The organism is Escherichia sp. Lx600-2 (assembly GCF_036662595.1).
Classification (GTDB): Bacteria; Pseudomonadota; Gammaproteobacteria; order Enterobacterales; family Enterobacteriaceae; genus Escherichia; species Escherichia coli.
The window spans coordinates 1-10,259 of sequence record NZ_JAYQWM010000105.1 but is presented as its reverse complement, the minus strand read 5'-3'; the positions used below and the strand labels follow the sequence as shown (position 1 = coordinate 10,259).

Annotated in this window: 14 protein-coding genes and 3 tRNA genes; 11 read left to right on the top strand and 6 right to left on the bottom strand. The window is 48.0% G+C overall.

Annotated features, from left to right (window positions below; all coding sequences use genetic code 11):
* Nucleotides 1-119 precede the first annotated feature (119 nt).
* Entirely contained in the window at nucleotides 120-842 is a 723-nt protein-coding gene (gene sdiA, locus OQV04_RS21585; RefSeq protein WP_024231281.1) for a transcriptional regulator SdiA, read from the top strand.
* Nucleotides 843-909: 67 nt separating this feature from the next.
* Here sdiA and yecF read toward each other — a convergent pair whose 3' ends face one another.
* Both yecF and yecU read right to left on the bottom strand, forming a co-directional pair.
* Complete coding sequence (yecF, locus tag OQV04_RS21580; RefSeq protein ID WP_000106474.1) at nucleotides 910-1,134, bottom strand: DUF2594 family protein YecF; 225 nt, start codon at nucleotides 1,132-1,134, stop codon at nucleotides 910-912.
* The gene (gene yecU / locus OQV04_RS21575) at nucleotides 1,121-1,297 is read right to left on the bottom strand and encodes a protein YecU (RefSeq protein WP_032281063.1); all 177 of its coding nucleotides are present in this window, start codon (nucleotides 1,295-1,297) and stop codon (nucleotides 1,121-1,123) included. The genes yecF and yecU overlap by 14 nt, the downstream gene beginning before the upstream one ends.
* Before the next feature lie 295 nt (nucleotides 1,298-1,592).
* On the opposite strand from yecU, the gene uvrY reads away from it, so the two are divergent.
* The 7 genes from uvrY (at nucleotide 1,593) to yecA (ending at nucleotide 5,997) form a co-directional block, all read left to right on the top strand.
* Complete coding sequence (gene uvrY, locus OQV04_RS21570; protein WP_000611328.1) at nucleotides 1,593-2,249, top strand: UvrY/SirA/GacA family response regulator transcription factor; 657 nt, start codon at nucleotides 1,593-1,595, stop codon at nucleotides 2,247-2,249.
* On the top strand, nucleotides 2,246-4,078 hold the full coding sequence (uvrC, locus tag OQV04_RS21565) for an excinuclease ABC subunit UvrC (protein WP_001283421.1): 1,833 nt from the start codon (nucleotides 2,246-2,248) through the stop codon (nucleotides 4,076-4,078). Before uvrY ends, uvrC begins: the two co-directional genes overlap by 4 nt.
* Before the next feature lie 56 nt (nucleotides 4,079-4,134).
* Nucleotides 4,135-4,683, top strand: a complete 549-nt coding sequence (pgsA, locus tag OQV04_RS21560) for a CDP-diacylglycerol--glycerol-3-phosphate 3-phosphatidyltransferase (protein ID WP_001160187.1) — start codon at nucleotides 4,135-4,137, stop codon at nucleotides 4,681-4,683.
* 151 nt (nucleotides 4,684-4,834) lie between these two features.
* Nucleotides 4,835-4,910 (top strand) — tRNA-Gly (locus tag OQV04_RS21555).
* Between the two features lie 53 nt (nucleotides 4,911-4,963).
* Nucleotides 4,964-5,037 (top strand) — tRNA-Cys (locus OQV04_RS21550).
* A gap of 12 nt (nucleotides 5,038-5,049) precedes the next feature.
* Nucleotides 5,050-5,136 (top strand) — tRNA-Leu (locus tag OQV04_RS21545).
* Nucleotides 5,137-5,331: 195 nt separating this feature from the next.
* On the top strand, nucleotides 5,332-5,997 hold the full coding sequence (yecA, locus tag OQV04_RS21540; RefSeq protein WP_000847882.1) for a UPF0149 family protein YecA: 666 nt from the start codon (nucleotides 5,332-5,334) through the stop codon (nucleotides 5,995-5,997).
* Nucleotides 5,998-6,058: 61 nt separating this feature from the next.
* On the opposite strand, the gene tyrP is transcribed toward yecA, so the two are convergent.
* Complete coding sequence (tyrP, locus tag OQV04_RS21535; RefSeq protein WP_032281057.1) at nucleotides 6,059-7,270, bottom strand: tyrosine transporter TyrP; 1,212 nt, start codon at nucleotides 7,268-7,270, stop codon at nucleotides 6,059-6,061.
* A gap of 191 nt (nucleotides 7,271-7,461) precedes the next feature.
* On the opposite strand from tyrP, the gene OQV04_RS21530 reads away from it, so the two are divergent.
* Entirely contained in the window at nucleotides 7,462-7,701 is a 240-nt protein-coding gene (locus OQV04_RS21530; RefSeq protein WP_032281056.1) for a YecH family metal-binding protein, read from the top strand.
* A 37-nt stretch (nucleotides 7,702-7,738) separates the two neighbouring features.
* Here the strand turns inward: OQV04_RS21530 and ftnA are convergent, their stop codons facing one another.
* Nucleotides 7,739-8,236, bottom strand: a complete 498-nt coding sequence (ftnA, locus tag OQV04_RS21525) for a non-heme ferritin (RefSeq protein WP_000917208.1) — start codon at nucleotides 8,234-8,236, stop codon at nucleotides 7,739-7,741.
* Nucleotides 8,237-8,406: 170 nt separating this feature from the next.
* Nucleotides 8,407-8,730 (bottom strand): YecR-like lipofamily protein, encoded by a 324-nt coding sequence (locus OQV04_RS21520; protein ID WP_001237866.1) that lies wholly within the window; start codon nucleotides 8,728-8,730, stop codon nucleotides 8,407-8,409.
* 262 nt (nucleotides 8,731-8,992) lie between these two features.
* Between OQV04_RS21520 and azuC the strand changes: the two genes are divergently transcribed.
* The gene (gene azuC, locus OQV04_RS21515) at nucleotides 8,993-9,079 is read left to right on the top strand and encodes a stress response protein AzuC (RefSeq protein WP_010723106.1); all 87 of its coding nucleotides are present in this window, start codon (nucleotides 8,993-8,995) and stop codon (nucleotides 9,077-9,079) included.
* Between the two features lie 114 nt (nucleotides 9,080-9,193).
* Entirely contained in the window at nucleotides 9,194-9,445 is a 252-nt protein-coding gene (gene yecJ, locus OQV04_RS21510; protein WP_000082127.1) for a DUF2766 family protein YecJ, read from the top strand.
* Nucleotides 9,446-9,523: 78 nt separating this feature from the next.
* Here yecJ and OQV04_RS21505 read toward each other — a convergent pair whose 3' ends face one another.
* A complete protein-coding gene (locus OQV04_RS21505) occupies nucleotides 9,524-10,027 on the bottom strand; it encodes a non-heme ferritin-like protein (protein WP_047674671.1) in 504 nt (167 codons plus the stop codon).
* Nucleotides 10,028-10,259: the final 232 nt, after the last annotated feature.

The window sequence follows — 10,259 nt, the reverse complement described above, 5'->3', positions numbered from 1 at the left end:
GGAGCTGCATGACAAAGTCATCGGGCATTATCTGAACATAAAACACTATCAATAAGTTGGAGTCATTACCGAATTATCATTATAAATGATACTCACTCTCAGGGGCGTTGCGGTTTACTATGCAGGATACGGATTTTTTCAGCTGGCGTCGCACGATGCTGTTGCGTTTTCAGAGGATGGAGGCCGCAGAAGAGGTCTACCATGAAATAGAGCTTCAGGCTCAGCTGCTGGAGTACGATTACTATTCGTTATGTGTTCGCCACCCGGTACCATTCACGCGACCTAAAGTGGCTTTTTACACCAATTACCCTGAGGCGTGGGTTAGTTATTATCAGGCAAAAAACTTTCTCGCAATTGATCCGGTGCTGAACCCTGAAAACTTTAGTCAGGGCCATTTAATGTGGAATGATGACTTATTCAGCGAAGCACAGCCGTTATGGGAAGCCGCGCGCGCACATGGTTTACGCCGCGGTGTCACTCAGTATTTAATGCTGCCAAACCGGGCGCTGGGCTTTTTGTCCTTTTCCCGTTGCAGCGCGCGCGAAATACCCATTCTTAGTGATGAACTGCAATTAAAAATGCAGTTACTGGTGCGCGAAAGTCTGATGGCTCTGATGCGTTTAAATGATGAAATAGTGATGACGCCAGAGATGAATTTCAGCAAGCGCGAAAAAGAAATTCTGAGGTGGACGGCGGAAGGGAAGACATCAGCAGAGATAGCGATGATTTTGTCAATCTCTGAGAATACGGTCAATTTCCACCAGAAAAACATGCAGAAAAAAATTAATGCACCAAATAAGACCCAGGTTGCCTGTTACGCGGCCGCTACTGGCTTAATTTGATCTCTTTTCTGTCCTGCGTGCCAGATGCAAAAACCGGCTGAAAGGCACGCTATCAGCCGGTTTTATATTACTGACGGTAGGCTTGTTTAATTTGCTTAACCGTTTTGGAAAATACTGCAGCCTGGGTTTCGTCTTCGATCAGCGCAAGCTGTTTTTCCATCTTTAACATCACGCGGCCCGCGTCAGCTTGTCCCATCGCCTGCAGCATCAGCGTCAGCATCGCTTTCAGGCAGGAGACTTCATTTGCCAGTTCTTGATTATTCTCGGCAGTAGAAAAATCAGGCGTACTCATTTATTTTCCTCGTCATGTTGCAATGAAAATTTGCGGTGAAAAATGTTAAGGCGGCGGAGTATACCATAAGCTTTGCTAAAAATAGCAGTGGTTGTTTTTTGAGCGAGATATCGGCAGTACTATAAAATACGTTAATATAATGACCAATAAATATTTTTATCATGAATGTTTTTTGCCCGTATTGTTCGGGTTAATTAATGTTACATATTCAGCGGGCTGATTTTCATTTTTGCTGAATAAAGTCAATTTTTGTCACATTTCATCGCCGGGCTTACTGTGAAACGATCCCGGAAGCCGTTGGTGACGGGCGTGACCATAACTGTGGACAATCGAATTGACAAAAACGAGAGAAAAATCGAATACCCACCATTTTTAACGTTTCAAAGTTGCAATAAAAACCGCTAATATACGAATGACTAACTATCAGTAGCGTTATCCCTATTTCTGGAGATATTCCTTTGATCAACGTTCTACTTGTTGATGACCACGAACTGGTGCGCGCAGGGATACGACGCATTCTGGAAGATATAAAGGGTATAAAAGTCGTCGGTGAGGCATCGTGCGGTGAAGACGCCGTTAAGTGGTGCCGGGCAAATGCCGTTGACGTGGTGCTAATGGACATGAGTATGCCGGGCATTGGCGGTCTTGAGGCGACGCGTAAAATCGCGCGTTCCACAGCTGATGTCAAAATCATCATGCTTACCGTCCATACAGAAAACCCTTTACCAGCGAAAGTCATGCAGGCCGGTGCTGCGGGCTACCTCAGCAAAGGCGCGGCTCCGCAGGAAGTCGTGAGTGCGATCCGTTCTGTCTATTCAGGGCAGCGTTACATTGCTTCTGACATCGCTCAACAAATGGCGTTAAGCCAGATCGAACCAGAAAAAACAGAAAGCCCATTTGCCAGTTTGTCTGAACGTGAATTGCAGATTATGCTGATGATCACCAAGGGCCAGAAGGTCAATGAGATCTCAGAACAGCTCAATCTCAGTCCGAAAACGGTGAACAGCTACCGCTATCGTATGTTCAGTAAACTAAACATTCATGGCGATGTTGAGCTGACTCACCTGGCAATTCGCCATGGTCTGTGTAATGCGGAGACATTATCAAGTCAGTGAGTGATCAGTTTGACGCAAAAGCGTTTTTAAAAACCGTAACCAGCCAGCCAGGCGTTTATCGCATGTACGATGCTGGTGGTACGGTTATCTATGTCGGCAAAGCGAAAGACCTGAAAAAACGGCTTTCCAGCTATTTCCGTAGCAACCTCGCTTCGCGCAAAACCGAAGCGCTGGTCGCCCAGATCCAGCAAATTGATGTAACGGTTACTCATACAGAAACCGAAGCGCTGTTGCTGGAACACAACTACATCAAACTCTATCAGCCGCGTTACAACGTTTTGCTACGCGATGATAAATCTTATCCCTTTATCTTCCTGAGTGGCGATACCCACCCGCGTCTGGCGATGCATCGTGGTGCGAAGCATGCCAAAGGTGAATATTTCGGCCCGTTCCCGAATGGCTATGCCGTACGTGAAACACTGGCGCTACTGCAAAAGATTTTCCCCATTCGCCAGTGCGAAAATAGTGTTTATCGCAATCGCTCGCGTCCATGTCTGCAATATCAGATAGGGCGCTGTCTGGGGCCGTGCGTTGAAGGACTGGTGAGTGAAGAAGAATACGCTCAGCAGGTCGAGTATGTGCGCCTGTTTTTGTCTGGCAAAGATGATCAGGTGCTTACGCAACTCATTAGTCGTATGGAAACTGCCAGCCAGAATCTGGAGTTTGAAGAAGCTGCACGTATTCGCGACCAAATTCAGGCAGTGCGACGCGTCACCGAAAAACAATTCGTTTCCAATACCGGCGACGACCTCGACGTTATTGGTGTGGCGTTCGATGCGGGCATGGCTTGTGTCCACGTATTGTTCATTCGTCAGGGCAAAGTGCTCGGCAGCCGCAGCTATTTCCCGAAAGTGCCTGGCGGTACGGAACTGAGCGAGGTGGTGGAAACCTTCGTAGGTCAGTTCTATTTACAAGGCAGCCAGATGCGCACCTTACCGGGTGAGATCCTGCTCGATTTTAATCTTAGCGATAAAACGCTGCTCGCCGATTCCCTTTCAGAACTGGCGGGACGCAAGATTAATGTTCAAACCAAACCTCGCGGCGATAGGGCGCGTTACCTGAAACTCGCGCGCACCAATGCGGCGACGGCCTTAACCAGCAAACTTTCGCAGCAATCTACCGTTCACCAGCGGCTTACAGCACTTGCCAGCGTGTTGAAATTGCCGGAAGTGAAGCGGATGGAGTGCTTTGACATCAGCCATACCATGGGTGAACAAACCGTCGCTTCCTGTGTGGTGTTTGATGCTAACGGCCCGCTGCGTGCGGAGTATCGGCGCTATAACATTACTGGCATCACGCCGGGCGATGATTATGCGGCGATGAATCAGGTGCTGCGTCGGCGTTATGGTAAAGCCATCGACGACAGTAAGATTCCGGATGTGATACTTATCGACGGCGGCAAAGGCCAGCTTGCGCAGGCGAAAAATGTCTTCGCCGAACTGGATGTCTCATGGGATAAAAATCATCCGCTGCTACTTGGCGTTGCCAAAGGAGCAGATCGTAAGGCTGGGCTGGAAACGCTGTTCTTTGAGCCGGAAGGTGAGGGATTCAGTTTGCCGCCAGATTCTCCCGCGCTGCATGTTATCCAGCATATTCGCGATGAATCACATGATCACGCGATTGGCGGGCACCGTAAAAAACGGGCGAAGGTCAAAAATACCAGTTCCCTGGAAACCATTGAAGGCGTCGGGCCAAAACGCCGGCAAATGTTGTTGAAATATATGGGCGGTTTGCAAGGTTTACGTAACGCCAGCGTCGAGGAAATTGCAAAAGTGCCGGGTATTTCGCAAGGTCTGGCAGAAAAGATCTTCTGGTCGTTGAAACATTGATGTCTCTGTAGCAACATAGGGGTAATCTTACTGACAACAGATAGTTACCCGTCATTATGCAATTTAATATCCCTACGTTGCTTACACTGTTCCGTGTCATCCTTATCCCATTCTTTGTATTGGTCTTTTATCTGCCTGTCACCTGGTCGCCGTTTGCCGCCGCGCTCATTTTCTGCGTCGCGGCGGTGACTGACTGGTTCGATGGTTTTCTGGCACGCCGCTGGAACCAGAGTACCCGGTTTGGTGCTTTCCTTGACCCTGTAGCAGATAAAGTTCTCGTGGCTATCGCCATGGTGCTGGTAACCGAGCATTACCACAGCTGGTGGGTGACCTTACCGGCGGCAACGATGATCGCCCGTGAAATTATTATTTCTGCGCTACGCGAATGGATGGCGGAGTTGGGTAAACGCAGTAGCGTGGCTGTCTCCTGGATTGGGAAAGTGAAAACCACTGCCCAGATGGTGGCGTTGGCCTGGCTGCTGTGGCGTCCGAACATTTGGGTTGAGTACGCCGGTATTGCACTTTTCTTTGTGGCTGCGGTACTGACTCTGTGGTCAATGTTGCAATATTTGAGCGCTGCGCGTGCAGATTTGCTTGATCAGTGATCGTTTCGGCGCAATTTTCAGCAAACGATCAAAAGTGGTGAAAAATATCGTTGACTCATCGCGCCAGGTAAGTAGAATGCAACGCATCGAACGGCGGCACTGATTGCCAGACGATAATAAAATCAAGTGATTAACTGATTGCTTGATGAATGCGGGAATAGCTCAGTTGGTAGAGCACGACCTTGCCAAGGTCGGGGTCGCGAGTTCGAGTCTCGTTTCCCGCTCCAGTTTAAAAGGCATCGGCGTCAGCGGATGTCTGGCTGAAAGGCCTGAAGAATTTGGCGCGTTAACAAAGCGGTTATGTAGCGGATTGCAAATCCGTCTAGTCCGGTTCGACTCCGGAACGCGCCTCCACTTTCTTCCCGAGCCCGGATGGTGGAATCGGTAGACACAAGGGATTTAAAATCCCTCGGCGTTCGCGCTGTGCGGGTTCAAGTCCCGCTCCGGGTACCATGGGAAAGATAAGAATAAAATCAAAGCAATAAGCAGTGTCGTGAAACCACCTTCGGGTGGTTTTTTTGTGCCTGCAACTTGTCGTTACACCCTCCTTAATTTTTAATCACCGGCAAAGCCACTCAAAAAGTATCTCTGATACGGACCGGCATGTAAGATAGGTGCTGGCGAGTTGAGATCCACAAGGAAAAGCGTATGAAAACGGGACCGTTAAACGAAAGTGAGTTGGAATGGCTGGACGATATTCTGACCAAATACAACACTGACCACGCCATCCTTGATGTGGCGGAGCTGGACGGTTTATTGACGGCGGTGTTGAGTTCTCCGCAAGAGATTGAACCGGCACAGTGGCTGGTTGCCGTGTGGGGTGGGGCTGACTATGTGCCGCGCTGGGCGTCAGAGAAAGAGATGACGCGCTTTATGAACCTGGCTTTTCAACATATGGCCGATACCGCAGAGCGTCTGAACGAATTCCCGGAGCAGTTTGAGCCGTTATTCGGCTTGCGAGAAGTTGATGGCAGCGAGCTGACGATTGTTGAGGAGTGGTGCTTTGGCTATATGCGGGGCGTGGCACTTTCTGACTGGTCAACATTGCCCGATTCGTTAAAACCAGCGCTGGAGGCGATTGCGCTGCACGGTACTGAGGAAAACTTCGAGCGGGTAGAGAAGATGTCGCCAGAAGCGTTTGAAGAGAGCGTAGATGCCATTCGACTGGCGGCGCTTGATTTACATGCATACTGGATGGCGCATCCGCAGGAAAAAGCTGTTCAGCAACCGATCAAAGCAGAAGAGAAACCGGGGCGTAACGATCCTTGTCCGTGCGGCAGTGGTAAGAAATTTAAGCAGTGCTGCCTGCATTAAGAAGTCAAATTGGGTGTCAGCGTTAATTCTGGCACCCAATAAGGAATTTGAGGCTATCTAATCACCCCACTTCTGGTAACAACCCTGCCGCAATCAAAAATTGCACGCCAATCACAGCAATACCACAGAGAAACACCACCACCAGCGCCGGACGACCACCTTTGACCCGGTAACCCGCTTGAGGATTGTGCTTTCTGCTTTGCCAGGTCAACAGCGAAGGGATAATCAATGCCAGTACCGCCAGCGCCACACCGGCATAACCCAGCGCCATCACAAATCCTCGTGGATAAAACAGTGCAAACGCCAACGGCGGCAGAAAGGTAATTGCACCAGTTTGCAATCTTCCACCAACGGTATTTGAACGCTGAAACAAATCAGCCAGATAATCAAATAAGCCTAACGCAACGCCGAGAAATGACGTGGCGAGGGCTAAATCAGCAAATAAATGCACTGCCAGCTCAACATGCGGAGAGGCCACCATTTCGCGTAACGCCTGTAACAGCCCGTTTAATCCGGCATGATTATCCAGCAATCCCATAAAGGTTGTTGAATCAATGCTGCCAAGCGTCGCCACCTGCCAGAAAATATATGCCACCAGGGGGATCGCACTACCGGTTATAAACACCCAGCGTAGCTTACGAATGTTGCCATCCATATAGCTGACAATACTCGGCACGCTACCGTGAAAACCAAACGACGTAAAAATCACCGGGATTGCAGACAGTGCCAGCCCCTGTTGCAACGGCAGGGTTAAAAGATTCACTTTGTGAATATGCGGTAGCAGCAATACCAGCATCACCACCAGAAAAAAAATTTTGGCGCTGAACAGAAAACGGTTAAATAAATCGACCAGCGATGTCCCGACACAAACCACGCCACCGGCAACAAAAGTGAACAACAGCACGCCAGCGGTTGCCGACATTGAAATACCTGTCCAGTCGCTGATGCTGGAGGCCAACAATTCACCGGCACCGCTGATGTATGCCGCAGTCAGAGCATACATTAAGAACATCATACTGAAGCCCGTCAGCCACTGACCGTAGCGTCCCAGATAGCGTTTTGCCAGCGTGCCAAGACCGGTATCTGCCGGAACATGCTGGTACACCTCCAGCAGTAATAGCGCCGTGTAGCACATCAACGCCCAAAGCCCAATCAACAAGATTAACGTGACGCTAAAACCAACACCTGCCGCAGCCAGCGGCATTGCCAGCATACCTGCGCCAATTGTGGTTCCCGCCACGATAAAAACACTTCCCAGAGTTCTGTTTTTCACGCTTTCTTCTGTCCTGACGATCTTTATGAGTGATATCTGCGGCGCAGGTTAAGGCATAACGGCTGCTTCGTCAAACCGACGTTACATATGGTGTAAATATAAATGTACAATAAAAAGTATTCAGTCCTGCGCTGGCGCAAAGTCTTCATAAGCGGCAATCGCTACGCTAGGCTTTTTTTTGAGGAGGAACGATGGACTCTATTCACGGTCATGAAGTGTTAAATATGATGATTGAATCAGGTGAGCAATATACGCATGCCAGTCTGGAAGCTGCGATTAAAGCGCGTTTTGGTGAACAGGCACGTTTTCACTCCTGCTCGGCAGAAGGGATGACAGCGGGAGAGCTGGTGGCGTTTCTGGCAGCAAAAGGCAAATTTATTCCTTCTGAAGACGGTTTTTCGACCGATCAGAGTAAGATTTGCCGTCACTGATTTGAAACGGCGGCAGAAAACCTGCCGCCGGAGAGCATTAGTTTTGTGTGTCGAGGGTAGAGAGTTCTTTGTCGATAAAATACAGACCTTCGCCGCTTTTGCCTGCCAGGCTTAATTTATCAATAATCGATTTGAACAGTTTCTCTTCTTCATGCTGCTCAGAAACATACCATTGCAGGAAATTAAATGTTGGGTAGTCCTGATTGGTCATTGCAGCATGAGCCAGTTCGTTAATTTTCTGCGTGATTAATTGTTCGTGTTTATAGGTTTCCTGGAATAATTCATCAAGTGAAGAATATTCAGCAAACGGAGATTCAACGGTATTAATACGCGGTAAGTTTCCGGTATCAGTCAGGTAATCAAACAGACGCTGCATATGCGTCATCTCTTCCTGGGCGTGGCGGCGCAGGAACGCGGCAGCACCCTCGAAGGTATGATAGCTGCACCAGGCGCTCATTTGCTGATAAAGCAGTGAAGAGTACAGTTCCAGGTTCATCTGCTCATTAAGTTTTTCAATCATTTCTGGTTTCAGCATGATAGTGCTCCACAAAGGTTATATTTGTTGCTGTGGCGTCACTATAATTTGTTATTTTATTATTTGCAAAAGGTAAAATATAAACTTCAATTATTAAAAATACGAATGGGAATAAAACGCATTACCGCTATTTCTTTAATCAGCGAAGATCCCCTCGCTGATTAAAATATTTAGAGAAAGACAGGGAAGGCGGAATGATGGCACTGATATGACAAAGTGAATTCCGTATTCAAACATAAGGAACCCGCAAAAAGGCTACAGTTGCCTACTGGCTGACCAAAGGGGATCGCGTGGGTATAGCCTTCCTGCTGGCATGCGCGATCGGCGATCCCGCGACTGACATAACGATCGGTATGGGCATGCTGCAAAAAAGCCTGGTCATAAACCAACCGTACAATACCTGTTGCCGCGTCAACTTCGCTCACATGGGCCTGGCGAGTAACCGTACACCCCGCCAGCGTTATTAATGAAAGAGTCAGAATCAGAAGTCTCATGGTCCAGCCAGAAGAGTAAGAGAAAGCACTATTTTACGCGTTACAGCGCTGCGACAATGGCCGGAAAAGACGCCTGGCAGGCGCTATTTCTTGCCATCTGTAGGTGTCAGAAATAGGGGGGCTGTTTTTTGGTTATCATTTTTATAACATTAAAGGGGTATTTATGTGATTTGTATCACATAAAGATTGATTTTTGTGATGGTTGTCATATTATAAGCGCAAAGACAATAACACCTGTATAACAAATGGTCGGAGTGCCGCGATGAAACTGCGCAAAATCCTGAAAAGTATGTTCAATAACTATTGCAAGACGTTCAAAGACGTACCGCCAGGCAATATGTTCCGATAACAAAAAACCTGCTCCGGCAGGTTTTTTTGTGTCCTGATGAGGGTGGATGTGACTATCGTTGAAGATGTGAAGCCGCTACTATAACGGCTTTCAAAATGCTATCAGGAGTTTACGATGTCCCAGCCGCTGAATGCCGATCAGGAACTGGTTTCTGATGTGGTTGCTTGCCAGTTGGTTATCAAACAAATTCTGGATGTTCTCGATGTAATCGCGCCCGTTGAAGTTCGCGAAAAAATGTCCAGCCAGCTGAAGAATATCGACTTTACTAACCATCCCGCCGCCGCAGACCCGGTCACCATGCGGGCAATCCAAAAAGCCATCGCGCTGATTGAACTCAAGTTTACCCCACAAGGCGAATCCCATTAAAAAACCGCTGCTTCAAAAAGATGAGGCAGCGGTTTCTCAAAAACTTCATCGGCGCAATGCATTAGCGCCGATGTATGATCAATGCAGCTGATGCGACACGATATTCAGAACATGTTGGTCGGTCTGCACTGGGCACATACCCGCAAGTTTCGCACTGCGCACTTCATCAAGAATGGTTTGCAGCAACAGGCCATCATGCTGCTGTTCTTTTTCCAGATCGCGCAGGAAATTGACGGTTGAATCATCATTCAGTTCTTTCGCTTCATCGGCTAACTGTGCCAACGTACTAGAACGTTGCTCGTATTCTTCCATCGTTTTTTGGAACAGTTCTTCCAGAGAGTTCAGTTTTTCACCGGGAACATCAATGGCTTTAACGATGGGGGTAGCGCCGACACTCTTCATAAAGTTAAACATGCGCATCATTTGGGTCACATTACTCTGTGCCTGGGCGCGAAGGAAAGTGGCGGTGCCGTTCAGACTCTGTTCAGAACACCAGTTACTCAGGTGAAGGTAGAGATTGGATGCGTAAAACTCGCGGTTCATTTGAGAGTTGAGTTTGAGAAGCATTCCAGCGGTTGCCATACCTAATATCCTTATATCCAGAAGTGGAGAGGTGCAAGATAAATCAAAACACCATAATTACTGTTTGCAGAATAATTCCTTTCTGCCGGTCCGAAATGTGATCGTGAAGTCAATTCTGACGATGATCTGAAATAAGAATAACGTCTGAACGGGTATAAGAAAATGCTTAAATCATCAAGTTTATATATTTTTACATTTCATTGATGAGATCAATGTAACTGCAATGAATTTT

Coding starts and splice junctions, on each gene's coding strand:
- sdiA (WP_024231281.1), top strand. CDS start 120: ATGCAGGATACGGATTTTTTCAGCTGGCGTCGCACGATGCTGTTGCGT.
- yecF (WP_000106474.1), bottom strand. CDS start 1,134: ATGAGTACGCCTGATTTTTCTACTGCCGAGAATAATCAAGAACTGGCA.
- yecU (WP_032281063.1), bottom strand. CDS start 1,297: ATGATAAAAATATTTATTGGTCATTATATTAACGTATTTTATAGTACT.
- pgsA (WP_001160187.1), top strand. CDS start 4,135: ATGCAATTTAATATCCCTACGTTGCTTACACTGTTCCGTGTCATCCTT.
- yecA (WP_000847882.1), top strand. CDS start 5,332: ATGAAAACGGGACCGTTAAACGAAAGTGAGTTGGAATGGCTGGACGAT.
- OQV04_RS21530 (WP_032281056.1), top strand. CDS start 7,462: ATGGACTCTATTCACGGTCATGAAGTGTTAAATATGATGATTGAATCA.
- ftnA (WP_000917208.1), bottom strand. CDS start 8,236: ATGCTGAAACCAGAAATGATTGAAAAACTTAATGAGCAGATGAACCTG.
- OQV04_RS21520 (WP_001237866.1), bottom strand. CDS start 8,730: ATGAGACTTCTGATTCTGACTCTTTCATTAATAACGCTGGCGGGGTGT.
- azuC (WP_010723106.1), top strand. CDS start 8,993: ATGAAACTGCGCAAAATCCTGAAAAGTATGTTCAATAACTATTGCAAG.
- yecJ (WP_000082127.1), top strand. CDS start 9,194: ATGTCCCAGCCGCTGAATGCCGATCAGGAACTGGTTTCTGATGTGGTT.
- OQV04_RS21505 (WP_047674671.1), bottom strand. CDS start 10,027: ATGGCAACCGCTGGAATGCTTCTCAAACTCAACTCTCAAATGAACCGC.